The 24,852-nt window shown below is 64.8% G+C and carries 20 protein-coding genes; 7 read left to right on the top strand and 13 right to left on the bottom strand.

Features of this window, described 5'->3' with window-relative positions:
- Nucleotides 1–235 precede the first annotated feature (235 nt).
- The 3 genes from RMET_RS02830 (at nucleotide 236) to RMET_RS02820 (ending at nucleotide 3,655) form a co-directional block, all read left to right on the top strand.
- Nucleotides 236–1,759 (top strand): DASS family sodium-coupled anion symporter, encoded by a 1,524-nt coding sequence (locus RMET_RS02830; protein WP_011515422.1) that lies wholly within the window; start codon nucleotides 236–238, stop codon nucleotides 1,757–1,759.
- A gap of 61 nt (nucleotides 1,760–1,820) precedes the next feature.
- Complete coding sequence (locus tag RMET_RS02825; protein ID WP_029308394.1) at nucleotides 1,821–2,870, top strand: Ldh family oxidoreductase; 1,050 nt, start codon at nucleotides 1,821–1,823, stop codon at nucleotides 2,868–2,870.
- Between the two features lie 89 nt (nucleotides 2,871–2,959).
- Nucleotides 2,960–3,655, top strand: a complete 696-nt coding sequence (locus tag RMET_RS02820) for a transglycosylase domain-containing protein (RefSeq protein ID WP_011515420.1) — start codon at nucleotides 2,960–2,962, stop codon at nucleotides 3,653–3,655.
- 9 nt (nucleotides 3,656–3,664) lie between these two features.
- On the opposite strand, the gene RMET_RS02815 is transcribed toward RMET_RS02820, so the two are convergent.
- The 5 genes from RMET_RS02815 to RMET_RS02795 form a co-directional block, all read right to left on the bottom strand.
- Nucleotides 3,665–3,907 (bottom strand): formate dehydrogenase subunit delta, encoded by a 243-nt coding sequence (locus RMET_RS02815; protein WP_011515419.1) that lies wholly within the window; start codon nucleotides 3,905–3,907, stop codon nucleotides 3,665–3,667.
- 8 nt (nucleotides 3,908–3,915) lie between these two features.
- Nucleotides 3,916–4,761, bottom strand: a complete 846-nt coding sequence (gene fdhD / locus RMET_RS02810) for a formate dehydrogenase accessory sulfurtransferase FdhD (protein ID WP_011515418.1) — start codon at nucleotides 4,759–4,761, stop codon at nucleotides 3,916–3,918.
- A gap of 16 nt (nucleotides 4,762–4,777) precedes the next feature.
- Complete coding sequence (fdhF, locus tag RMET_RS02805; protein WP_011515417.1) at nucleotides 4,778–7,651, bottom strand: formate dehydrogenase subunit alpha; 2,874 nt, start codon at nucleotides 7,649–7,651, stop codon at nucleotides 4,778–4,780.
- Nucleotides 7,652–7,739: 88 nt separating this feature from the next.
- Nucleotides 7,740–9,296 (bottom strand): formate dehydrogenase beta subunit, encoded by a 1,557-nt coding sequence (locus RMET_RS02800; RefSeq protein ID WP_011515416.1) that lies wholly within the window; start codon nucleotides 9,294–9,296, stop codon nucleotides 7,740–7,742.
- Nucleotides 9,293–9,802: a formate dehydrogenase subunit gamma gene (locus tag RMET_RS02795; RefSeq protein ID WP_011515415.1), complete on the bottom strand. Its 510-nt coding sequence runs from the start codon at nucleotides 9,800–9,802 to the stop codon at nucleotides 9,293–9,295. The genes RMET_RS02800 and RMET_RS02795 overlap by 4 nt, the downstream gene beginning before the upstream one ends.
- Before the next feature lie 143 nt (nucleotides 9,803–9,945).
- Here RMET_RS02795 and RMET_RS02790 point away from each other — a divergent pair, with 143 nt between their 5' ends.
- Entirely contained in the window at nucleotides 9,946–11,037 is a 1,092-nt protein-coding gene (locus tag RMET_RS02790; RefSeq protein ID WP_029308395.1) for a substrate-binding domain-containing protein, read from the top strand.
- 51 nt (nucleotides 11,038–11,088) lie between these two features.
- Here the strand turns inward: RMET_RS02790 and RMET_RS02785 are convergent, their stop codons facing one another.
- The 4 genes from RMET_RS02785 to RMET_RS02770 all read right to left on the bottom strand — a co-directional run bounded on the left by RMET_RS02785 (nucleotide 11,089) and on the right by RMET_RS02770 (nucleotide 16,729).
- Nucleotides 11,089–12,822 (bottom strand): M30 family zinc metallopeptidase, encoded by a 1,734-nt coding sequence (locus RMET_RS02785; RefSeq protein WP_011515413.1) that lies wholly within the window; start codon nucleotides 12,820–12,822, stop codon nucleotides 11,089–11,091.
- A 208-nt stretch (nucleotides 12,823–13,030) separates the two neighbouring features.
- On the bottom strand, nucleotides 13,031–13,981 hold the full coding sequence (gene ppk2, locus RMET_RS02780; protein WP_011515412.1) for a polyphosphate kinase 2: 951 nt from the start codon (nucleotides 13,979–13,981) through the stop codon (nucleotides 13,031–13,033).
- Nucleotides 13,982–14,075: 94 nt separating this feature from the next.
- Nucleotides 14,076–15,116 carry a transporter gene (locus RMET_RS02775; protein ID WP_029308396.1) on the bottom strand — a complete coding sequence of 347 codons (1,041 nt, stop codon included), beginning with the start codon at nucleotides 15,114–15,116 and terminating at the stop codon, nucleotides 14,076–14,078.
- Nucleotides 15,117–15,184: 68 nt separating this feature from the next.
- Nucleotides 15,185–16,729, bottom strand: coding sequence for a sigma-54 interaction domain-containing protein (locus RMET_RS02770; RefSeq protein ID WP_011515410.1), 1,545 nt, complete (start codon nucleotides 16,727–16,729; stop codon nucleotides 15,185–15,187).
- A 234-nt stretch (nucleotides 16,730–16,963) separates the two neighbouring features.
- Between RMET_RS02770 and RMET_RS02765 the strand changes: the two genes are divergently transcribed.
- The gene (locus RMET_RS02765; RefSeq protein ID WP_011515409.1) at nucleotides 16,964–18,355 is read left to right on the top strand and encodes a GntP family permease; all 1,392 of its coding nucleotides are present in this window, start codon (nucleotides 16,964–16,966) and stop codon (nucleotides 18,353–18,355) included.
- Between the two features lie 9 nt (nucleotides 18,356–18,364).
- Nucleotides 18,365–19,141 (top strand): 3-hydroxybutyrate dehydrogenase, encoded by a 777-nt coding sequence (locus RMET_RS02760; protein ID WP_011515408.1) that lies wholly within the window; start codon nucleotides 18,365–18,367, stop codon nucleotides 19,139–19,141.
- A gap of 66 nt (nucleotides 19,142–19,207) precedes the next feature.
- On the opposite strand, the gene RMET_RS02755 is transcribed toward RMET_RS02760, so the two are convergent.
- The 3 genes from RMET_RS02755 to RMET_RS02745 are packed head-to-tail and all read right to left on the bottom strand — an operon-like array spanning nucleotide 19,208 to nucleotide 22,022.
- The gene (locus RMET_RS02755) at nucleotides 19,208–20,305 is read right to left on the bottom strand and encodes a Zn-dependent alcohol dehydrogenase (protein WP_011515407.1); all 1,098 of its coding nucleotides are present in this window, start codon (nucleotides 20,303–20,305) and stop codon (nucleotides 19,208–19,210) included.
- A 32-nt stretch (nucleotides 20,306–20,337) separates the two neighbouring features.
- A complete protein-coding gene (locus RMET_RS02750; RefSeq protein WP_011515406.1) occupies nucleotides 20,338–21,006 on the bottom strand; it encodes a TetR/AcrR family transcriptional regulator in 669 nt (222 codons plus the stop codon).
- Complete coding sequence (locus tag RMET_RS02745; RefSeq protein WP_011515405.1) at nucleotides 21,003–22,022, bottom strand: ferredoxin--NADP reductase; 1,020 nt, start codon at nucleotides 22,020–22,022, stop codon at nucleotides 21,003–21,005. The genes RMET_RS02750 and RMET_RS02745 overlap by 4 nt, the downstream gene beginning before the upstream one ends.
- A 172-nt stretch (nucleotides 22,023–22,194) precedes the next feature.
- Here RMET_RS02745 and RMET_RS02740 point away from each other — a divergent pair, with 172 nt between their 5' ends.
- A complete protein-coding gene (locus RMET_RS02740; protein ID WP_011515404.1) occupies nucleotides 22,195–23,277 on the top strand; it encodes a ferritin-like domain-containing protein in 1,083 nt (360 codons plus the stop codon).
- 84 nt (nucleotides 23,278–23,361) lie between these two features.
- Here the strand turns inward: RMET_RS02740 and RMET_RS02735 are convergent, their stop codons facing one another.
- A complete protein-coding gene (locus tag RMET_RS02735; protein ID WP_011515403.1) occupies nucleotides 23,362–24,696 on the bottom strand; it encodes an MFS transporter in 1,335 nt (444 codons plus the stop codon).
- Between the last annotated feature and the right edge of the window lie 156 nt (nucleotides 24,697–24,852).

The following is a 24,852-nucleotide window of genomic DNA, read 5'->3' as shown; positions in this document are numbered from 1 at the left end:
TCATGCTTCCGTGCCGCTCATACACCCATCCACGCGCAATCACACTCACTCGATCCGCACAAGGCCCCATTGCTGGCATCGAAGCCTGACATCACAGTGAGTTGATATCCAGCAATTGCGCCGTCACCAGCACCTTGGCACATCGGCCTTGGCTTCACATAATGAGCCCATGTCGGCCGCGGCGATCCTGCGATACGACGCGACTGGCAGGCTGATCCAACATAGGGATTCCACGATGCCTGAATCACAAGTACCTCCTGCCGCCTCCGGCGCCCCCACCGCCGCGACGGCCGTCGCGGCCGCGCCCAAGCTCAATATCCACTGGGGTCTGTATGCGGCCGTGGTCGTGCTGATCGCGGTGCTCCTGATACCGATGCCGGCTGACCTGCCTGTGGCCGGTCAGCGCATGCTGGCCATCCTGGCATTCGCGGTCGTGGTGTGGATTACCGAAGCGGTGACCTACGAGACCAGCGCCATCATGATCACGTCGCTGATGGCCGGCCTGATCGGCTTCGCGCCGATGGTCAATGACCCCAACACGCTATATGGCACATCGCGCGCGCTTGGCATGGCCCTGGCGGGCTTCTCGAACACCGCGCTGGCCCTCGTCGCCGCCGCGCTGTTCATCTCGGCGGCCATGACCGTGACCGGACTGGACCGGCGCATCGCGCTGGTCACCTTGTCGGCCATCGGCACCAGTACCCGACGCATCCTGATCGGCACGATCGCCGTCACGATCCTGCTCAGCCTGGTGGTGCCGAGCGCCACCGCGCGCAGCGCATGTACCGTGCCGATCATGATGGGCGTGATCGCCGCATTCGGCGTCGACAAGAAGTCGAACATCGCAGCCGGCATCATGATCATGGTCGCGCAAGCCACCAGCGTCTGGAACGTCGGTATCCAGACCGCCGCCGCACAGAACCTGCTGACCGCGGGCTTCATGGACAAGCTGCTCGGCGAACGCGTGACCTGGCTGCAATGGCTGATTGCCGGCGCTCCCTGGGCCATCGTGATGTCGATCGTGCTGTACTTCCTCGTGCGCTGGCTGCTTCCGCCTGAAACCGACGCAATTGCGGGCGGCAAGGAAGCCGTGCAGCGTGAGCTGGCCGCGCTGGGTCCGATGACGGGCCCGCAGAAGCGCCTGGCTGCCGTCGCCATCGGCCTGCTGCTGTTCTGGGCCACCGAGGGCAAGCTGCACAAGTTCGATACGGCGTCGATCACGTTCGTGGGCCTGGTGATCCTGATGCTGCCGCGCATCGGCGTGATGGACTGGAAGACGATGCAGCAACGCACGCCATGGGGCACGCTGATCGTGTTCGGCGTTGGTATCAGCCTGGGCACCGCGCTGCTGACCACGCAGGCCGGCCAATGGCTCGGGAAATTCGTCGTCACGCATTCCGGCCTGGCCAATCACGGCACGCTGCTGGTCTTTGCCGTGCTGGCGGCATTCCTGATCCTGATCCACCTCGGCTTTGCCAGCGCCACGGCACTGACCTCCGCGATGCTGCCGATCCTGATCTCGGTACTGCAAACCATACCCGGTGACATGAACAAGGTCGGCATGACGATGCTGCTCGGCTTCACGGTCAGCTTCGGCTTCATCCTGCCCATCAACGCACCGCAGAACATGGTCTGCCTCGGCACCGATACCTTCAACGGGCGACAGTTCGCGCGCATCGGCATCCCGACCACGATCATCGGGTATCTGCTGATGCTGCTGTTCGCGTCGACGTACTGGCGCTGGCTTGGCTGGATCTGACCGGCAAACATGCAACCTCGCCGCTGACACAAGCGCCCCCAAACCTTCGCCCCCAACGATGATGAAAATTACCCTAGACAGCGCGCGGCAGTTCGCGCGCAGCATCCTGGCGGCGCAGGGTGTGCCCGCCGATATCGCCGATGACGTGGCCGAGCACCTGGTGGAAGCCGATCGCAGCGGCTACGTCAGCCACGGCCTGTCGATCCTGCCGAACTACCGCCGTGCCATCGAGAGTGGCAACGTGAATCCCACCGGACGCGCTGCGTGCGTGCTCGACCGCGACATGCTGATGGTGTTCGACGGTAACGGCGGCTTTGGCCAGCACGTCGGCAAGACCGTGATGACGCGTGCCATCGAACGCGTGCGTCAGCACGGCCATTGCATCGTGACACTGCGCAAATCGCACCACCTTGGCCGCATGGGCCACTATGGCGAGATGGTGGCCAGCGCAGGCTTCGTGCTGTTGAGCTTCACCAACGTGATCAACCGGCCGCCCGTGGTCGCGCCCTTCGGCGGCCGCGTGCCACGGCTCACCACCAATCCGCTTTGCTTTGCCGGGCCGATGCCGAACGGGCGACCGCCGCTCGTCGTCGATATCGCCACCAGCGCCATCGCCATCAACAAGGCACGCGTGCTGGCGGAGAAAGGCGAGCCCGCGCCGGAGAACAGCATCATCGACGCCGAAGGCAACCCGACTACCGATGCGGGGGTCATGTTCGACGATCAACCGGGATCGCTGCTGCCGTTTGGCGCCCACAAGGGCTACGGTCTCGGCGTGGTGGCGGAACTGCTGGCCGGGGTGTTGTCCGGCGGTGGCACGATCCAGCCGGACAACCCGCGCGGCGGCGTGGCCACGAACAACCTGTTCGCGGTGCTGCTGAATCCCGAACTCGATCTCGGCATCAACTGGGAACGGGAGGAGGTAGAGGCCTTCGTGCGCTACCTCCACGACACGCCGCCTGCGCCAGGCTTCGACCAGGTGCAGTATCCGGGCGAGTACGAAGCCATGCATCGCGCCGCGGCGGCAACGCATCTGGAGATCAATCCGAAGATCTGGAGCCATCTGGCAGCGTTGGCGGGGGATCTCGGGGTGGATATGCCGGCGGCGTAGGCCATTGACGCACGCTTCGCACGGACCGGTGACAGGAGAGCATCAGAGATTTCCCAGACGCGATAGCCGCCAATGGCACAATACGCGCCATGCAACGTCTCTGGTCCGCCCTCGTCAAATTCGTTCTGCTCGCCATCATCGGGAGCGCCCTGCTGCTAGCCTTCGCCATCGTGATGGCGAATCGGCAGTTGCCGTCCCTCGACGCGCTGACGGCATTTCGCGATTCGCCCGGCTACGTGAAGATCGCGGATTTCCCGCACAACTTGCCCGAGGCCGTGGTCGCCATCGAAGACGACCGCTTCTACCTGCATGACGGCGTGGACTATGTGGGCGCAATGCGCGCCGGCATTGCCAATCTCTCCGACGATCTCTCGCAAGGCGCGTCGACGATCACGATGCAGGTGGCGCGTAACTTCTATCTGTCGCGCCAGAAGACCTACACGCGCAAGCTCTACGAAATCCTGCTGGCGTACCGGATCGAGAACGCACTGAGCAAGGATGAAATCCTGGAGATCTACCTGAACAAGATCTACCTAGGACAGGGCGCGTATGGCTTCGGCGAGGCTGCCGAAACCTATTTCGGCAAACCGGTCGACCGGCTCACGCTGGCCGAATGCGCGATGCTGGCCGGGCTGCCCAAGGCGCCATCCGCCAACAACCCGGTGGTCAATCCGCGCCGCGCTCGCCAGCGCCAGGCCTACATCCTGCTGCGGATGCTGGAACTGGGCCGCATCACGCGCGCCCAGTACGATGCCGCACTGCTCGAACCGCTGCGGCTCAAGTAGGCTCGCGCGTCACGCGGCCACCTGCGCCACCGCCACCTTGTCGCGATGACGCGCCACGGCAGCCTGCACGATCGGATCGAGCCCTTCCCCGCCTGTCGTGTCGATATGGGCCAGCAGCGCGCGCCGCATCCGTGGCTCCCAGAACCGCTTCAGATGGCTGGCGATATCCCCCAGCGCTTCATCTCGATCTGGCATCGCTTCGAAGAACGTGCCGATCTGATTGGCCATCTTGACCAGATTGTCGATATGCATGAAGGACCCTACGCAAGCTTGAGTCGTTGGGGGTGAGAGTAGGCGACCAGGGTGCCGCCGCGCACGAAACCGGCCAGCGTGACGCCCGCCGATTCGGCCAGACGCGCAGCCAGCCCCGTTGATCCGGACACCGCCGCCAGGATACCCGCGCCAATCGAGGCCGTCTTGAGCACCATCTCGTAGCTGGCGCGGCTGGTGACGATCACTGCGCCATGACTCACGTCCTCGCCGCCCCGCGCCAGCGCGCCGGCCAGTTTGTCGAGTGCGTTGTGGCGGCCCACGTCCTCGCGCACCAGCGATACGTCGCCATCCGCGCGCAACCACGCTGCCGCGTGCGTGGCACCGGTATCGCGCAGCAGCGCCTGCCGCTTGTGCAGCGCGGCGAAGGCATCATCGAACACCACGGGATCGAACACCGCAGTGCTATGCACCTTCCGCGGCGCGCGCATGACCTCCTCGAGCGATTCCGTGCCGCAGAGACCGCAACCGGTACGTCCCGCCAACGCCCTGCGCCGGCTCTTGAGCGTGACGAACGCAGCGCTGGCGATCTCCAGCTTCACCGTCACGCCATTCTCGGCGGCTTCCACCTCGATACCGTAGATGTCGCGCGCGCTGTCGACCACGCCCTCGGTCAGGCTGAAGCCGATCGCAAAATCCTCCAGGTCCGCCGGCGTGGCCAGCATCACCGCGTGGGAGATGCCGTTGTACTCGAACGCCACCGGCATTTCCTCGGCCAGATGATCGATCTCGGCGGAGGCGGCACCCTGCCGCCAGCGCGTGACCGCACGCGTGTGCTGCACTGGCAATACTCCAGCTTCACCCAGGCCGTTCTCGTCAGGCATGTCTCGCTTCATCGCCGTGCTCCCTGGCTCATCGCGTCGGTGTGGGTTCGCCGGCCGCGCGCAGATGTGCCAGCTGTTCCTCGTTGAAGGCATGGTAGTTGCGCTGCCACGTGGAGGGCTGCGCCACCGGCATCACCTGCACGGCCGTCACCTTGTACTCCGGGCAATTAGTGGCCCAGTCCGAGTTGTCGGTCGTGATCACGTTGGCGCCGGACTCGGGGAAGTGGAACGTCGTATAGACCACGCCGGGCTGCATCCGCTCGCTGACGATCGCTCGCAGCACCGTTTCACCGGCACGGCTCTGAATCCCGACCCAGTCGCCGTCCTTGATCCCGCGTTCCTCCGCATCGTGCGGATGGATCTCGAGGCGGTCCTCATCGTGCCAATGCACGTTGTGCGTGCGCCGTGTCTGCGCGCCAACGTTGTATTGGGACAGGATGCGCCCCGTGGTCAGGATCAGCGGGTACTTTCGGTTGACCTTTTCGCTGGTCGGCACGTACTTCGTGATGATGAACTTGCCCTTGCCGCGCACGAAAGTGTCCACGTGCATGGTCGGCGTGCCCTCCGGGGCCTCGGCATTACACGGCCACTGGATGCTGCCAAGTTCCTCAAGCTTCTTGTAGCTGACACCCGCAAACGTGGGTGTGAGGCGCGCAATCTCGTCCATGATCTCGGACGGATGGTTGTAGTGCATCGGATAACCGAGCGCGTTCGACAGCAGGATCGTTGCCTCCCAGTCCGAGTATCCGGCCTTCGGCGGCATCACCTTGCGCACGCGCGAGATCCGGCGCTCCGCGTTGGTGAACGTGCCGTCCTTCTCCAGGAACGACGAACCCGGCAGGAACACGTGTGCGTACTTGGCGGTTTCGTTCAGGAAGATATCCTGCACGACGATGCACTCCATCGACGACAGCGCTTCGGCCACGTGCTGCGTATTTGGGTCGGACTGGACAATGTCCTCGCCCTGACAGTACAGACCCCGGAACGATCCGGTAATCGCCGCTTCGAACATGTTCGGAATACGCAGACCGGGCTCGGGGTTGATCTCGACATTCCACGCGGCCTCGAAGCTGCCACGCACCGTCGAGTCCGACACATGACGGTAGCCCGGAAGCTCATGCGGGAACGAGCCGATATCGCACGACCCCTGCACGTTGTTCTGGCCGCGCAGCGGATTGACGCCCACGCCTTCGCGACCGATATTGCCGGTGGCCATGGCCAGATTGGCGATGGCCATTACCGTGGTCGAACCCTGCGCATGTTCGGTCACGCCCAGACCGTAGTAGATCGCAGCGTTGCCGCCGGTGGCGTAGAGGCGGGCTGCGCCACGCAGTTGTTCGGCCGGCACACCGGTCTCCGCTTCGAGTGCCTCGGGCGAGTTCTCGGGCAGCGCGACGAAATCTCGCCATTGCTGGAACGCGCGGTCCTCGCAACGCTCGGCGATGAATTGCTCGGCCAGCAGCCCCTCCGTGACGATCACGTGCGCGATCGACGTCACCACCGCCACATTGGTGCCCGGACGCAATTGCAGGTGATAGTCGGCGCGGATATGCGGCGATTCCACCAGATCGATGCGGCGCGGATCGACCACGATCAGCCGGGCCCCGGCGCGCAGGCGTCGCTTCATGCGCGAGGCGAACACCGGGTGCCCGTCGGTCGGATTGGCGCCGATGACCATGATCACGTCGGCCTTGGCCACCGAGCGGAACGTCTGCGTGCCGGCGGATTCACCGATGGTCGTCTTCAGGCCGTAGCCGGTGGGGGAATGGCAGACACGCGCGCAGGTGTCGACGTTGTTGTTGCCGAATGCGGCTCGCACGAGCTTCTGCACCAGATAGCCTTCCTCGTTGGTGCAGCGCGACGAAACGATACCGCCAATCGAATCCTTGCCGTGCTCGGCCTGGATGCGTCGGAACTGCGACGCCGCGTATCCGATCGCCTCCTCCCACGACACTTCCCTCCACGGGTCGGTGATCCTGGCGCGAATCATCGGCTTCAGGATGCGGTCCTTGTGCGTGGCATAGCCCCACGCGAAGCGGCCCTTCACGCAGGCATGACCCTCGTTGGCGGCGCCGTCCTTGTACGGCACCATCCGCACGACCTCGTTGCCCTTCATCTCGGCCTTGAACGAGCATCCCACGCCGCAGTACGCGCACGTGGTGATCTTGCTGTGGGACGCCTGGCCCAGCTGGATCACCGACGTTTCCGTCAGCGTGGCGGTGGGACACGCCTGGACGCAGGCGCCACACGACACGCAGTCCGATTCCATGAACGGCTGGCTGGTGCCGGCCGCCACACGCGAATCAAAGCCCCGGCCGCTGATCGTCAGCGCGAACGTGCCTTGCGTCTCCTCGCAGGCACGCACGCAGCGATTGCAGACGATGCACTTGGATGGGTCATACGTGAAGTACGGATTCGATTCATCCTTGGCCAGATGCGTGTGCGTGGCGATCGGCGGGGCAGTGCCGGCGCCATCGTTGTATCGCACTTCGCGCAGGCCCACCACGCCGGCCATGTCCTGCAACTCGCAGTTGCCGTTGGTCGGGCAGGTCAGGCAATCGAGCGGGTGATCGGAGATATAGAGCTCCATCACGCCACGGCGCAGATCGCCGAGCTTTTCGCTTTGCGTGCGCACCTTCATACCCGCTTCAACGGGCGTGGTGCAAGAAGCCGGGTAGCCGCGCCGGCCTTCGATCTCCACCAGGCACAGGCGGCACGATCCGAATGCCTTCAGCGAATCGGTGGCGCAGAGCTTCGGCACGCCCACGCCCGCCTCGGCGGCGGCGCGCATCACGGAGGTGCCGGCTGGCACGGTGACGGATACCCCGTCGATTTCCAGCGTAACCTGCGTTTCGGCGTCGCTGGCCGGGGTACCGTAGTCGAAATCGTCTCGAGCGTTCAAGGGATGTCTCCCGTCTTTCACTGCTGTGAGGTCGCGCGCTCCTGAGGAGCGCGTCGTGCTTTTTTTGATTGCCGCGCTCAGGCCGCGTTCAGGCTGCCTTCGCAGCCTTGCCCGACAGGCCGAAGTCTTCCGGAAACTCGTCCAGTGCAGACAGCACCGGGTACGGCGTCATGCTGCCCATCGCGCAAAGCGAGCCGTTGACCATCGTGTCGCAAAGATCGCGCACCAGCGCCACGTGCTTCACGGGCTGGTCGCCGGCGATGATGCGGTCCATCACCTCGACGCCGCGCGTGGACCCGATCCGGCATGGTGTGCACTTGCCGCACGACTCGATCGCGCAGAACTCCATTGCGTAGCGCGCCATCTTCGCCATGTCCACGGTCTCGTCGAACACCACGATACCGCCGTGCCCCACTACCGCGCCGAACGCCGCGTACGCCTCGTAGTCGATCGGTGTGTCGAATCGTGACTCGGGCAGGTACGCGCCGAGCGGCCCGCCCACCTGCACCGCGCGGATTGCACGTCCGCTGCGCGTGCCGCCGCCATAGTCGAGCATCAGCTCGCGCAGCGTCACGCCGAACGCCTTTTCGACCAGACCACCCTGGCGGATGTTGCCGGCCAACTGGAACGGCAGCGTGCCGCGCGACCGGCCCATGCCGAAGTCCTGATAGAACTTCGCGCCGCGCGCGAGAATCACTGGCACGGTGGCCAGGGAGATCACATTGTTGATAACAGTAGGCTTGCCGAACAGCCCCTCCAGCGCAGGCAGTGGAGGCTTGGCGCGCACCACGCCGCGCTTGCCTTCCAGGCTTTCGAGCAGCGCGGTTTCCTCGCCGCAGACGTAGGCGCCGGCGCCCTTGCGCACTTCCAGCTGGAAGCAGCGGCCGCTGCCGCGAATGTCGTCGCCAAGCCAGCCGGCACGCGTGGCGATCTCGATCGCTGCCTCGGTCGCGGCAATCGCGTGCGGATACTCGGATCGCGTGTAGATGTAGCCCTGCTCCGCCCCGACGGCCAGACCCGCGATCACCATGCCCTCGATCAGCATGAACGGGTCGTCCTCCATCACCATGCGGTCGGAGAATGTGCCCGAGTCGCCCTCGTCGGCATTGCACACCACGTACTTGACGTCGGACCGGGCGCCGAGCACGGTCTTCCATTTGATGCCGGTAGGGAACGCCGCGCCGCCACGGCCGCGCAGGCCCGAATCGACGACCTCCTGCACGATCTCCGCGGGCGCCATCGACAGCGCGCGGGTCAGCCCGACGAAGCCCTCGTGCGCGATGTAGTCGTCAAGCGACAAGGGGTCGGTAATGCCAACGCGCATGAACGTCAGCCGCTCCTGCTTCTTCAGGAACGGAATCTCGGCAGTCGCGCCGTGGCTTAGCGCATGGCTGCCGCCGTGCAGGAATCCCGCGTCGAACAGCGCGGACACATCGTCCTCGGTGACCGGGCCATACGCCACCCGGCCCGCATCGGTCTGCACCTCGACGAGCGGTTCCAGCCAGAACATCCCACGCGAGCCGTTGCGCACGATGCGCACATCCGCGCCGCGCTTTTCCGCCTCGCGCGCGATGGCCTGCGCCACTTCATCGGCGCCCAGCGCCAATGCGGTGGAGTCGCGGGGTACAAAGATCGTCGTGCTCATGCCTGGGCCTCCTCGCGCTCGCGGACTGCGTCGATCAGCTTGTCGAATCGCTGCATGTCGACGCGCCCATGCAAACGATCGCCGATCGTCATTGCCGGGCCGCAGGCGCACTGGCCGAGGCAGTAGACCGGCTCGAGCGTGAACTGGCCATCCGCGGTGGTCTCGTGGAAGTCGCACCCGAGTGCCTTGCGCGCATGGGCGGCAAGCGCGTCGGCGCCGACGGACTGGCAAGCCTCTGCGCGACAGACCTGCACCACGGTACGGCCAGCCGGCCGCTCGCGGAAGTGGTGATAGAACGTGATCACGCCATGGACCTCGGCGCGCGACAGATTGAGCGCGCGTGCGACGACCGATACCGCATCGGCCGGAATGAAACCCTGGCTGTCCTGGATGTCGTGCAGGATCGGCAGCAGCGCGCCTGGCATATCGCGCCGGGCGGCCACGATGCGTGCGACGGCGTCGGCAACGCCCGCGGCGTCACCGCCGGTGGGGATGGTATCTGGCATGAACTGTGTCTCCGTACCGTTTTGCGGCACCCACCGATATCGGCTTTTTTCTACATATTTGGTGGTACCGAGGCTGGCTTTTTTGCCGCTTTGTGCGACTATAGGACCGTGGTTTGCCCCGTTCAATATGCTATTTTCCGCATATGCTCCGCATTTCGATCCACCCCCACCTGCAGATTCGCGACGACACGGCCCGGACACCGGCGCCAGCGCTCGACGTATCGCGACTCGTGGCGTTGCTCGGCCATATCGAAGCCACCGGCAATATCGCCCAGTCGGCGGAAGCGGTGTCGTTGTCATATCGCTACGCCTGGGGAATCCTGCGCGATGCGGAGACCCTGTTCGGCGGCGCGCTGATCGCCAAGACACGCGGGCGCGGATCGGTGCTGACGCCGCTGGCGCAGCAACTCGTCTGGGCCAGCAAGCGCATTGCCGCGCGGCTGTCGCCCACACTGGAAAGCCTGGCCTCGGAACTCGAGATCGAACTCAAGAAGCTGATGGCCGAGTCCGACCCGGCCGTGCGCATCCATGCCAGCCACGGATTCGCGGTGGCCGCGCTACGCGATTTTCTCGATGAACAGAAGGTGCGGCACGACCTGAAGTACTGCGGCAGCCTGGAAGCCGCCGCCGCGCTGGCCGAAGGCGCCTGTGACATCGCCGGCTTCCACGTGCCGATCGGCGAGTTCGAGGAAGAGACACTGCGGCGATTCACGCGCCTGCTGCATCCGCAAACCCACTGCCTGATTCACCTGGCCACGCGCGCGCAGGGGTTGTTCGTGCGGCCGGGCAACCCGCTCAATGTGTTGACGCTGGAAGACCTGGTGCGCCCCGACGTGCGCTTCGTCAATCGCCAGATGGGCTCTGGCACCCGGTTGCTGCTGGACCTGATGCTCGCAAGGCGCGGCATCGACAGCAGCCGCATCGAAGGCTTCAACAACGGCGAGTTCACCCACGCCGCGGTGGCCGCATATATCGGCAGCGGCATGGCCGATGTGGGTTTCGGCGTGGAGACGGCCGCGCGCCGCTTCGGGCTGGAGTTCGTGCCGGTGCTCAAGGAGCGCTACTTCTTCGCCATCGAGACGAAGGCGCTGCAGAACCCGGCGCTGACGGGAGCGGTGAACGCGATGAAGAGCGGGAGTTTCCGGGAGCGCGTCAATGCGCTGCCCGGCTACGATGGCGAGATGACCGGACTGGTGCAGTCATTCGAGGAAGCGTTCCCGGGAATGCTGCCGTAGGCGCGTGGCGGGGAAATCCCATCCACGCGCCTGACGCGCCTGACTCCCGAATCAATACACCACGACCGACAGCGCCGCACCCGCCGGCACGCGCACCTTGTCGCTGTACACGCCGTTGCTGTCGCTACGCGCAGCCGCGTAAGTGCCATAGCCCTGCAGGAAGATCGGGGCGATGGCCGGCAGTTTTCGCAGCGCCGCATACGCCGGCAGCGACGGATCGATCTGTGGCAGCACATACACGCCATCCGTCCGGCCCGGGTAGCCAAAGCCGGCGGGCGCCGACGCAGCCGGCAGCGCAGCGGTCGTGGTCACCTTCCAGTTCAGCAGGGCCTGTTCAAACGTCCAGCCCGGTTGTGCCGCGCGAATCGCCTGATCGAGCACGGTCTTAGAACCCGTCGTGGCGCGCGTCAGCAGATCCTTGTAGAACGCCAGGCCTAGCTGGCGATTGAGGAAGCCTCCAAGGCTGCCGGACACCGAATAGCTTTCGCACGACGCGCCAAATCCCGTGAACTGCAGCACGTTGCAGTTATAGGCGCCATAGCGATAGAAGTCCGGCAGGCGCAGATCGCGGATGGGGTTGTACGTCGGATCGATATCGTGACTCTGGAAGTCCTCCATCTGCATCGCCGTCATTTCCTCGAGCCAGGTATCGTAGGCGTACGCAGCCCCCATGCTGACCTGGCGGCGATAGAAGTTCTGCATGTGCGTGCCTTCGTGCGCCATGACCGTCTTGACCGATTGCAGACCGGACGCGCCGCCGAGAGACAGGGTCTCGCTGTCCAGGTAGAGCGAGATCGCCTCGTTGCTGTTCTGTGCGCTGCTCTTCAGGAAGTTGTGCATGCTCCAGAAGTAGCCGACCGTACCGAACGGCTGGCCGTCGCGGTTGAAATTGAGAATGACGATGTCCAGCGGCTGGCCGTCGGGCAACATGGTGCCGCCGTAGCTGTTGGGTCCCCAGACCGGGCCGCCGATATTGACGAGCTTGTCGTAGATGCCACCGCTGTTCGCGAACGCGGCGGCCAGACCGTCGACCATCGCCTGCGTGATGTTTCCGGCAGTGAACTCGGCGTCCTCGACCCAGAAGTTGACTCGCACATTGCCCGGGGCCGTCACCTGCGTGCGCAACGTGGCCGGACGCGTGGTCTTGTCAGTGTGATACCAGCTCTTCTGCGCCCCCACAGCCAGACCGACCGTCGCGGATAGCGGCGCCGACACTCCCATTGTGCTCAGCCGTGGCTCCGGCCCGTTCTGCAGGGTGTCCACCCAGCCCGCGCGGTTGTACTCGCCGATGGCGCGCTGTGTGGCTTCGGCGTCCGAGACCGCGCTCAACGCCTGGGGCGATAGCATGTCCGCCGCCACACTCGACGAGACCGAGGCCGGCATGGCGACCAGCGTGTTCGACAGATTGGTCAGCATCAGCGAGATTGACCGTCCGGCCACGCCGGAGATGGCGTACTGGACGTCCATGTCACTGCTACCCGGAGCGCGACCCCAGATACCGGTGCCGGCTCCCGCATAGCTGCTGGCGGAGGCTGCGCCGCAGCCGCTGCACGACGGGTCAAGGCCGGTGACCAGCAACGGCGCAGGCGCAGCGGGGGGTGTGGTGGTGGTGGTGGTGGTGGTGGTAGTGGCGGTAGAGGGCGTGGCGGTGGTGCCAGACCCACCATCGCCACCGCCGCCACAGGCTGCCAGCGCCAGCACACTCATCGCTGCCAACCCGGCCCAGCCAGAAACACGCGGAAAGGGTCGTACGCACGCGGACGCGCGTGCCAGGTTTTGACGCATCAAGGGGACTCCCGAGGAAAAGTAGACGGTCCCCAGTGATGCCGACGCGCCCTTGCGCGTCGTCCCCGGGGTCACCCTTGGATATCGACGCGCCCATGGCTGCGCTTGAGACCCGAATCACCCCGGTGCAGCGCAAGATTTGCGATAACGCAGGGTATCGGTCATCTCGGGAGCGCCGCGGCCGGGAGTCCGGGCGCGGCGTCCGGTGTCAGTAGATTTCCGGCACGATCATGTTGCCCGGCACGGGATGCCGCACGTAATCGGCATGACGCTCCCGCTCCGGCAGGAGGACGCTCTGCTGTTGCGGCTCCACGTACGGCATCTGCTGCAACAAGTGATGAATGCAGTTCAGGCGCGCGCGCTTCTTGTCGACCGCCTGCACCACCCACCACGGCGCCTCGTCGATGTGCGTGCGCTCGAGCATCACTTCCTTGGCGCGCGTGTACTCTTCCCAGCGACGGCGTGACTCCAGATCCATCGGGCTCAGCTTCCACTGCTTGAGCGGATCGTGGATCCGGCTCAGGAAGCGCAGATGCTGCTCGTCGTCCGTGATCGAGAACCAGTACTTGATGACCTGGATACCAGAGCGCACGAGCATGCGCTCGAACTCAGGCACCGAGCGGAAGAACTCCTCATACTGCTCGTCGGTGCAGAAACCCATCACGCGCTCGACGCCCGCGCGGTTGTACCAGCTACGGTCGAACAGCACCATTTCGCCGGCAGCCGGCAGATGCGACACGTAACGCTGGAAGTACCACTGCGTGCGCTCGCGATCGTTCGGCGCCGGCAGCGCGGCCACGCGGCAGACACGCGGATTGAGGCGTTGCGTGATCCGCTTGATCACACCACCCTTGCCCGCCGCATCGCGCCCTTCGAAGAGGATGACGACCTTGTGGCCGGTTTCGACCACCCAGCTCTGCAGCTTGACCAGTTCGCCCTGCAGGCGGAACAGTTCGCGGAAATAGCGATGGCGTTCGGCGCGCTCGACATCGTCGCCGTTGAGGTTGCTGTTGTCCCCCGGGCCACCAATATCGCCATCCAGCACACGCTGGATCAGTCCCGGGTCACGATCTTCGAGCTCGAGTTCGAGCTCTTCGTCATAGTAATCCGCCACTTCCTGGTGGATGCGGCGGATCAGCGCCTCGTCGTTGTAATCCATGGCTTTCCTCCATCACGTACGCCGGACTGACGTACGGCTGTGCGCCGGAAATCGTACGCTTTCAGTGTGGCACTTGCATGAATCGACTGCCAGCCTACTCGGCCTGCTTGCGGAATGCCCAGCGCCCGGCCAGCACCGTGAAGCTGGCCACCAGCACCACAAGCACCCAGAAGCCGTGCGGATGATCCGCCAGAGGAATCCCGCCCACGTTCATGCCGAAGAAGCCGGCCACGATGTTGATCGGCAGCGCCAGCACGGTAACCAGCGTCAGCGTGAACAGCGTGCGGTTGGTCTGTTCGTTGAGCTTGGCGGCGATCTCTTCCTGCAGCAGCTTGATCCGCTCCACCAGCGCGGCAAGGTCGTTCAGCACCAGCGAGAACTCTTCGGTCGACTCGCGCAACTCGCGTAAATCCCCTTCGAGCAGCCACGCCGGCGGACGGTTCAGCAGACGGAACAACGCGCCGGGCTCCGGCGCCAGCAGGCGCTGCAGTCGCACCAGACCACGACGCATCGCGCCCAGGTCCGCGCGGTTCGAGTGCAGCCGCTGGGACAGCAACTGGTCCTCGATCTGGTCGACATTGATACCGGTCTCGCGCACGATCTGCACGAGCACGTCGGCCTGATCGCGCAGCAGGTGCACCACCAGATCCAGCGGCGAGCGGAATGGCTCGCCCCTGCGCACCGCGGCGCGCAGGCGGTCCACCGAACGCAGCGGCCGTGCGCGGGCCGTCACCAGCAGCCGGTGATCGGCATGGGCCCACAGCGTGGAAATGTCGGTGGAGACGACGCCGAAGTTGTAGATCACATCGTTGACCACGGCCAGCAACGCATCGTCCTGACGCTCGATACGTGTCGAATGCGAGCCCTGCCGCAGCGCTTCGAAGAAGTCTTCTGGCAGGCCGAGCTGGCCTTTCATCCAGCGCTCGCAGGCGCTGTGGGACAGGTTGAAGTGAAGCCAGAGAAACGGCTGGTCGTGGCGTGCCGTGGTCGGCGCGGCATTGCCGTGCTGATGCAGCCAGGCCGCCGCGCCTGTCGAGTCGATCTCCCGCAAGGGCTGCCCCGGCTCGAACAAGAAACCGCTGACCAGACCGACCGGATCTGACCCGTAGCCCGACTCGACAATGCCCGATTGCATGAAGACTCCCGTGGATCGAAATAACTGTGTGACGCGCGACGTTAGCATGGCGCCGTGACGTCCCCGAACTACCTGGCCTTTCCGGCCGCCAGCTTCTTGTAGAACGCCGCGCGGCTGAGCCCGATGCGGGCGGCGGCCTCGGCTACACGGCCTCCGCAGGCGTCCAGCGCCTGATGCAGGAAGGCCGCTTCGAACTGCGCCATGGCGTCGGCATAGGATTGCGCGGGCACCGCGGTCTGAACGCCGGGGACGTGGGCGATGGCCACGTCTGCTGCCACCTCCGGCGGCACGGGTGTCTCCGGAATCACTGTCGTCGGATGGGGTGCGGATTCTGGTGCCGATTGAGGGCCCGCATGGATGGCGGACGGCACGCGCCCCAGCCCAAGCAGCGGCGCCAGTGTCGCGGCGTCGATCGCATCCTCGTCGCACAGCATCACCACACGCTCCAGCACATTGCGCAGTTCGCGTACGTTGCCCGGCCAGCCGTACTCGCCGAGGAGCTTCAATGCGTCCGCGCCCAGCCCCATCGGCTGCCGGGCAGCCTTGATGCAGAGTTCCTCGATCATTGCGTAGGCCATCGGCACCAGATCGCCCAGTCGCTCCCGCAGCGGCGGCAGTTCGATGGTCAGCACGTTGAGCCGGTAGTAGAGGTCCGGGCGGAACCTGCCTGCCGCCACCAGCCCCGGCAGGTCGGCGGACGTGGCGGCAATGATGCGCACATCGGATCGCACGATCCGGTTGGAGCCAAGCGGTTCGAATTCGCGATCCTGGAGCGCGCGCAGCAACTTGCTCTGCAGCGCGAGCGGCATGTCGCCGATTTCATCGAGAAACAGCGTGCCGCCATCGGCCAGCTCGAACTTGCCAACGCGGCCCTTGCGGTCGACACCGGTATAGGCGCCCGGCGCGGCGCCAAAGAACTCCACTTCGAGCAACGTGTCGGGAATCGCCGAGACATTGACGGTCACGAGCGGCTTTTCGGCACGCGCCGAGCCAGCGTGAATGCCGTGCGCCAGCAGTTCCTTGCCGGTGCCGGTCTCGCCGAGCAGCAGCACCGGCGATTCCACCTGGGCCGCCCGGCGCGCCTGACGCTTGACCTCCTGCGCCGCCCGGCTGGTGCCAACGAAGCTCGCGAACGTGTACTTGGCGCGGCGCGCCTGATCCAGCGATCGCCGCGCGGCAGCCAGTTCGGCCTGCACCCGCGCGTAGTGGGCATAGATCGGCGTGAGAGCCTTGAGCTCGTCGAACAATGCGAAGCCCACACCGCCGATGGTCCGACCCTCGTCGTCCTTGATCGGCAGGCGCGTGACGATCATCGGCTCGCGCCCTGTCTCCAGGATGTCCAACAGGATCGGCTTGCCGGTTGTTACGACCTCGCGCATCAGGCTGTGCGGAATCACCTGCTCGCAATCGAGCCCGATCGCATCCTGCGGATTGCTGAAGCCAAAACGCGCCGCGTAGCGCTTGTTGATCCACACCACGCGCGCCTGGTCGTCCACGACGAAAGTCCCCTCGCTAAAATTCTCGAAGGTGCGGAAAAGCGACTCCATGGCCCGCCGTGCGACATCGTCGTAGTCGAGCAGCAGCGCGCCGCCCGGTTCGGCGATCTTGTGCATGTTCCCGTTTTCGATTCTCGATTTGGAGACGCGAAGTGTCTCATATCAGAGACTCAAAGGTCTCCCGGGAGAACCCGACATCTCCATCGGGAGACATTTTCCATCAAACCGTCATATATATGACGTATAGATAACTTATCTGCTGGGCATGGAACGTGCTGAACAAGCGGCCCCCAAAAGTTGCCCCTTGCGCCACATCCAGGGGGTATCCAATAACAAGTCTTCGGAGACCTCATGTCTTTCGTCATCGTGCTCGCCGCCCTGGCGTTCCTGATGTTCGCCGCCTATCGCGGCTACAGCGTCATCCTGTTCGCACCGATCGCCGCGCTAGGCGCAGTGCTGCTGACCGACCCGTCAGCCGTCGCTCCCGTATTTACCGGCATCTTCATGGAGAAGATGGTCGGCTTCGTGAAGCTCTACTTCCCGGTGTTCATGCTGGGCGCCGTGTTCGGCAAGGTCATCGAGCTTTCTGGCTTCTCCGAGTCGATCGTCGCCGCGGCGATCCGCTATATCGGCCGCTCGCGCGCCAATGCCGTGATCGTGGCGGTCTGCGCGCTGCTGACCTACGGCGGCGTGTCGCTGTTCGTGGTGGTGTTCGCGGTCTACCCGTTCGCCGCCGAACTCTATCGCCAGAGCAATATCCCGAAGCGCCTGATGCCGGGCGCCATCGCACTGGGCGCGTTCTCGTTCACGATGGATTCGCTGCCGGGCACGCCGCAGATCCAGAACATCATCCCGACCACGTTCTTCAAGACCACGTCGTGGGCCGCACCCGTGCTGGGCGTGGCGGGCTCGCTGTTCATCATCATCGTTGGCCTGTCGTACCTTGAGTGGCGCCGTCGCGTGGCCGCCGCCAATGGCGAGGGCTACGGCACCAACCTGCTGAACGAACCGCAACGTGTGGAAGGCGGCAAGCTGCCGCCGCCGCTGCTGGCCATCCTGCCGCTGATCGTGGTGGGTGTGTCCAACTTCTGGCTCACGCGCATGATTCCGCTCTGGTATGGCGAGGCCAACAGCGTGTCGCTGCCCGGCCTGGCCAAGCCGGTGGAAACCAAGATCGCCAGCGTGACCGCAATCTGGGCCGTGGAAGCCGCGCTGCTGCTCGGCATCGTAGTGGTGCTCGTGACGGCATTCGGCGCGGTGCGTTCGCGCTTTGCCGAAGGTACCAAGAGCGCCGTGTCGGGCGCGCTGCTGGCCTCGATGAACACCGCATCGGAATACGGCTTCGGCGGCGTGATCGCCGCGCTGCCTGGCTTCCTGGTGGTGAGCGATGCGCTGCGCAGCATTCCCAATCCGCTGGTCAATGCGGCGGTGTCGGTCAGCACGCTGGCGGGTATCACGGGGTCGGCGTCGGGCGGCATGAGCATCGCGCTGGCCGCCATGTCGGACGTCTTCATCCAGGGCGCGCACGCCGCCCAGATTCCGCTGGAAGTCCTGCACCGCGTGGTGTCGATGGCCAGCGGCGGCATGGACACGCTGCCGCATAACGGCGCGGTGATCACACTGCTGGCGGTCACCGGCCTGACGCATCGCCAGTCGTATCGCGACATCTTCGCGATCACGATGATCAAGACGATGGCGGTGTTCTTCGTCATCTTCGTGTTCTACGCCACCGGTCTGGTCTAAGGAGCGGCAATGGTCAATCTGCAAGGCAAGACCGCGCTGGTCACCGGCTCCACCAGCGGCATCGGACTGGGTATCGCCGAAGCGTTGGGCCGCGCTGGCGCGAACATCGTGCTGAACGGCTTCGGCGATGTCGACGCGGCGCTCGCCACAATCGCGGCAACTGGCGCGCAATCGGCCCATCACCCGGCGGACATGCGCAAGCCCGATGAGATCGAAGCGATGATCGCCATGGCACGGGAACGCTTTGGCACCGTGGACGTGCTGGTCAACAACGCTGGTATCCAGCATGTGGCGCAGGTGGAGGACTTTCCCGCGCAGAAGTGGGACGACATCCTGGCCATCAACCTGACGTCGAGCTTCCACACGACGCGGCACGTGATTCCCGCGATGCGGGCCCGTAACTGGGGTCGTATCGTCAATATCGCGTCGGTGCACGGGCTTGTCGGCTCGGCCGGCAAGTCCGCCTACGTGGCAGCCAAGCATGGTCTCGTCGGGCTGACCAAGGTCACCGCGCTGGAAACGGCCGGTACCGGCATCACCTGCAACGCGATCTGTCCCGGCTTCGTGCTGACGCCGCTGGTAGCGGCGCAAATCGATGCGATCGCGAAGCGAGACGGTATTTCGATGGAAGCGGCCCGGGCACGGCTGCTGTCGGACAAGCAGCCCTCGGGGCAGTTCGTCACGCCGGAGCAGTTGGGCAATCTGGTGCTGATGCTCTGTTCGCCGTTCGGCGATCAGGTGCGCGGCGCGGCCTGGGCCATGGACGGCGGCTGGACCGCGCAATAGCTGTAGCAGTCGCGACACCGCGCGCCACGCCGCATCCGGCATGGCGCGCGGCAGATTGGCGGCGTCTTACAACCCGCCTACCCCAGGGAATGTGATCACGCTTCGCGCCACGCTTCCCGACTGCATGGCGATGAACCCCTCATTGATATCCTCCAGCGAGATCCGCTGCGAAATCAGATCGTCGAGCAGCAGCTTGCCCTGCATGTACAACTCGACCAGTCGAGGGATATCCAGACTCAGGCGGTTCGAACCCATGAACGAGCCCTGGATGCGCTTCTCTTTCAGGAAGTCGAGTGCGGGCAGTTCGATCCTCGCATCCGGACGGAACAGGCCGATCACCGTCGCCGTGCCACCGGGGGCCAGCATCGCGTAGCACTGCTCGGCGGTCTGCTTCAAGCCGATGCATTCGAAAGCGAATTCGGCACCGCCGCCGGTCAGTTGCATCACCTGCGCGACCGGATCCCCATCGCCCGCATTGACAACGTCGGTCGCCCCGAACTTGCGAGCCAGTTCCAGCTTGGCAGGCAGCATGTCCACGGCGATCACACGCGACGCGCCGGCAATCACCGCGCCGTTGATCACGGACAGCCCGACACCGCCGCAGCCGACCACCACCACGGTGCTGCCCGGCGGCACCTTCGCGCTATGGAAGACCGCGCCAGTGCCGGTGATGACCGCGCAGCCGAGCAGCGCCGCGCGATCGAGCGGCATATCGTCGCGAATCTTCACCAGCGCGTTCTCGTGCACGAGGATCTCTTCGGCGAAACCGGAGAGATTGAACACCTGGCTGAGCGGATTCCCCGCCAGGCGCAGACGGTTGGCCTTGCCGGGCGGAAGCTTCACCTCCGGGTTCTGGCACAGCACCTGATGGCCCGACGCGCATACCGAGCAGTGGCCGCAATAGACCGACAGGCAGCCCACCACATGATCGCCCGCCTTCAGTCCGGATACCTGCGTGCCAACGGCCTCCACCACGCCCGACACCTCGTGCCCAAGCACGGCGGGCAGTGGTAGCGGATAGGTGCCCTGCATCATGTGAAGATCACTATGGCACAACCCCACGGCCGCCGTTCGCACCCGCACCTCGCGCGGACCCGGTTCGGCAATGGCAACGTCATGGATCACGAGCGGCGCGCCTGCTTTTTCCATCACTGCGGCTTTCATCTTCTGTGTCTCCTTGGTTGAATCAACTTGCTTCACGGAGCCGGGACGTGCGGCGGCCCGGCCAGATAGCGTTGCAGCATCGCGGCAAGGCGAGGCTCGAGCGCCGCGTCCTCCATGCCGATGCCATGCGGCACTTCCAGCGCGATGCTCGTAAGGGTACTGACCACCAACCGGATCGCCATCCGGATCTCATCCTCGGCCCAGTCGCGCCCTTCCGCGCTCAGATGGCCGGACAGGCAGGGCACCATGACATCGAGAATGCGCTGGTTGGCATCGCGAATAGGCCCCCATAACGGTCCACCACTGGCGGCATGTCGCAGGTAGGCTGCGAACACACCGGCATATGAGCGAAAGGTGGCAACGTAGAACGCGATGATGCGTGCGCAGATGGCATCAGCCGGTCCGTCATGCCAGACCGGATCTTGCGCCATTTGCGCATCGAGCCCGGCCCGGAGTTCTGTCAGCATATCCTCGAGCACCAGCGCACAAAAGGTCTCCTTGTCGCGAAAGCGCGTGTAGAACGCGCCCACCGACGTGGAGGCCGCCTGGGTCAGTTCGGCCAGCGAGAAGCCGGTCAGGCTGCCGGATGCGTTGATCAACCCTCGCCCCGCCGCAAGCATGGCTCGCAGGGAGGCCTCGCTGCGCTCCTGGCGCGGCGCGCGCAAACCTTCCACGGTCTGCATCGGAATGGTCGGATTCATACGTCGTAGGTGATGATCAATGGACGATCGTGACGCGGACGAGCCTGGCACGCCAGTATCCAACCAGCGGCGAGTTCGTCAGGGCTGAACACGTCGTTGTGCGCATGGGCGACTTCGCCATCGAGGCATTTTGCGGCGCACGATCCGCAGTAGCCTTCCTCGCACGCGTATGGCACATCGAGCCCGGCCTCCAGCATGGCCTGCAGCAGCGACTGGCCGCCCTCCACCCGCACCGTATGCTGTTCGCCCTTCATCGTCACGCGCGCATCGCATGAGGTCATCGCTGCCGTGGCGGTAACCGCGGCGCTGGCGACCACGGGCGCGGCGTCGAAACGCTCCAGGTGCACACGCCCACCCGCCACGCCGGCTTCGCCCGCGGCCTGCTGAATCATGGCCATGAACGGCGCGGGACCGCAAAGATAAAGGTGGAAGTCCGCATTGCGCCGCAGCATTTGTCCGAGGGTCTGCGCGTCGGGGATGCCGTGCTCGTCATCGTAGTGCCACCGGACAGTGAGCCGTTCCGGATGATCCGCCACCAGCCTGGCGATGGCCTGCCCAAAGATGACGCTCGCGGCATCACGATTCGCATAGAAGAGCGTGATGTGGCGCGCGGTGGTGGCTAGTGCGGAGCGAATCATCGACAGGACTGGCGTGATGCCACTACCCGCCGCGCAGAACACCAGCGGCGCCGCGCCATCGTCACACACGAAGCGCCCGGTGGGCTCGCTCACGTCCAGCACGCTGCCGGGGCCCACGTTCGCGTGGAACCAGTTGGACACCCTGCCTTGCGCGACCCGCTTTACCGTCACCACCGGTAGCCCAAGGGACTCCGGCGCACTGGACAGCGAGTAGCTGCGCATCAGGGTTTCCCCGCCGACGTCCACCCGGAAGGTCAAATGCTGCCCCGCACGATATCGAAACGCGCCGCGCAGCGGCTCGGGTATCGCAAGCGCGAACGAACGTGCGTCTTCGGTCTCCGCAACCACATCGGCAACGGTCAGGCGATGGAACTGCATCCGCGTCTCCTCGTTCTGCGGAACCTGTATCGGGTCCTTGCATTAATCAGAAACAGAATTATTCTTCTGTTTATAGTCGGAAGCCCCCGCAAGAACAAGGCCGATCTTCCCGGCTCCGGCGCAGCAGGTCACGATGATCGGCCAAACCCCAAGGCAAGCCAAAGGAGACGTCATGACATCGATGCACCGTTACACCCTGCCTGTGGACCAGACCGGCTGGTCCGTCGGCAGCCAGGTAGCGACAGAGTTCAACTGGGAATACGACAATGGGTCGTCCAAGCTGCTGCAGCTCTACGAGACGAGCAAGAAACAGCAGTGGAACGCGAGCGACCGGATCGACTGGTCCCAGGAACTGGACCCGGAGAACCCGCAGGAACTCGATGACCGCATGATCCCGATCTACGGCACCAAGCTGTGGGACAAACTGGGCCATAACGACCGCATCGAGGTACGCCGCCACCAGCAGGCACATTCGCTGTCGCAGTTCCTGCATGGCGAACAGGGCGCATTGATGGTCTCCGCGCGCATCGTGCAGATGGTGCCTGGCATGGATGCCAAGTTCTACGCAGCCACGCAGACGATGGACGAAGCCCGCCACGTCGAGGCCTATTCGCGTCTGCTGCACGAGAAGGTCGGCCTGCTCTACCCCATCACGCCCGGCCTGAAGTCGCTGCTGGAAACCACGCTGACCGATTCGCGCTGGGACTTCTGCTACCTCGGGATGCAGGTGCTGGTGGAAGGGCTGGCGCTCGCCGCCTTCCAGCGCATTCGCGACTTCGCGAAGAACCCGCTGGCCGCTTCGATCAATGCCTACGTGATGCAGGACGAGTCGCGCCACGTCGCCTTCGGCCGCACCGCGCTGCGCGGCTACTATCCACAACTGACGGAGGCCGAACAACGCGAACGCGAGGACTTCGTGATCGAAGCCTGCCAGTTGATGCGCGAGCGCTTCGACCAGAAAGAAGTCTGGGGCCGGCTGGGCCTGCCCGAGGACGAATGCGCGCAGGCGGTACGCGATTCGGAAACCATGCGGCTGTTCCGCCAGCGCCTGTTCAGCCGGATCGTGCCGACGGTCAAGGACATCGGCCTGTGGAGCCAGCGCGTGCAGGACGCGTTTGCCGCCATGGGAGCGATCGAGTTCGCCAACGTCGACGTCGAGGCCCAGTTCGCCAACGATCACAAGGTGGCCGAGGAATTCGACGCGCGCCGCCATGTGATGGACACCATCAAGCAGGCCAGCGACAGCGCGCACTGAGTCCGTGCAAGTGAAAAAACCCGGCAAGTATTTGCCGGGTTTTTTTTCGTGCCAGAGATTCGCCGGCAAGCCGGCCTCTGCTCGTTAGCCTTGCAGCCGTCGCAGCGAGCGCTCGGGATGCTGACCCAGCCAGCTCATCACGAATCCCGTCAGCATCACCGCGCCGCCCAGTGCAAAGCCAAGTTCGTATCCATGGGCAAGGTCACCCGGATGCGCCTGCACGAACCATCCCATCGTGATCGGCGCGATGGCGCCCGCACAGGTGGAAATCGCGACATTGAGCGCGACGATGGCGCTGCGCTGCGCGTCGGGCGTAATCTCGGCCAGGATCGCCGGGCCGAACGAGAACACCATGTTCGGCAGCGTGGCGGCAGCGGTGAGCAATACCAGCCGATAAGGCGTCGGCATCGGCACGAACGCAGGCACCAGCAGGCCCAGCCCGCCCACGCCGACGCAAACGGCGCCGAACAGCACGCGGGCCACACGCGTGGATGCGCCACGCTGCAACATGCGCTGCGAGAGCCAGCTCAGCGTCATGCTGATGGGGATGCCCGCGGCAACCTGCAGGGCGAACACTTTGCCCGCGCTGATGCGATCGAAGCCGAGCGCCTGCTCCAGATATGAAGGAATCCAGGTCAGCACCAGCGCAAGGCTCCAGTACGCTGTGAAGCCGACGAAACAGGCAGACAGGATCGTGGGGTCGGTCAGCAGCTTGCGGTAAGGCACACGTCGCGGCAAGGTATCAGCGCGCGGGGCCCCGTCATCGGCGGCGGCCGAGCTCAGCGTGCCCTCGCGGCCGAAACAAAGCCAGCCCAGCCCCCACACCGCCGACGCAATCGCCAGCATGATGAAGTTGGTGCGCCATCCCCAGTTGTGCGAAACATAGGGCACAAGCAGGCCCGCCAGCAGCAGCCCAATGACCGCGCCCTGGTTGATCAGCGTCACCGGCAGATTGCGCTTGTCATGCGGGAACCACTTGAACAAGGCATGTGCCGAAACCGGAAAGCTCGGTCCCTCGCCAGCGCCCAGCGCCACCCGCGAGGCCAGCAGCACCCATGACTTCGTCGCGAAGGCGACCGGAAGCTGGACCACCGACCAGATGAACGCCATGCACAGCAGGATCCATCGCGAAGCCACCCGGTTGCCGATAAAGCCGACCACGACCGCTGACAGCGAGAACAGCCAGAAGAAGCTGCCGGCGATCACGCCGAAGCTCGTGGGCGTCAGATGAAAATCCTCCATGATCGGCACGGCCAACATGCCCAGCACGACCTTGTCGAGGAAGTTGATGGCGGAGAAGGCAGTCAGCCAGATGGCGATGGTCCATGCCTTGCGTGGCTGGTAGACATTGGACGGGCCGCTTTCCTCAGCCTCTTGCGGCAACACATTGCCTCGTGACGATGTCAACGCTTCTGCCATATTCGTGGTCTCCTTGCGTGCTCGCGCGCGCACCGGGGGCGCGCCGGAAGGCATGTGCCATCCGACCGGATTACGAACGGTAGTGCTATTTTTCGGTTCAGACAGCAGAGGGCAAATACTGATAGGGTTTCGCTCGAGAAACGCCTAACGCGAGAC

The sequence above is a fragment of the Cupriavidus metallidurans CH34 genome (assembly GCF_000196015.1).
GTDB classification, from domain to species: Bacteria; Pseudomonadota; Gammaproteobacteria; order Burkholderiales; family Burkholderiaceae; genus Cupriavidus; species Cupriavidus metallidurans.
This window is presented reverse-complemented; position numbering and strand designations above follow the sequence as displayed.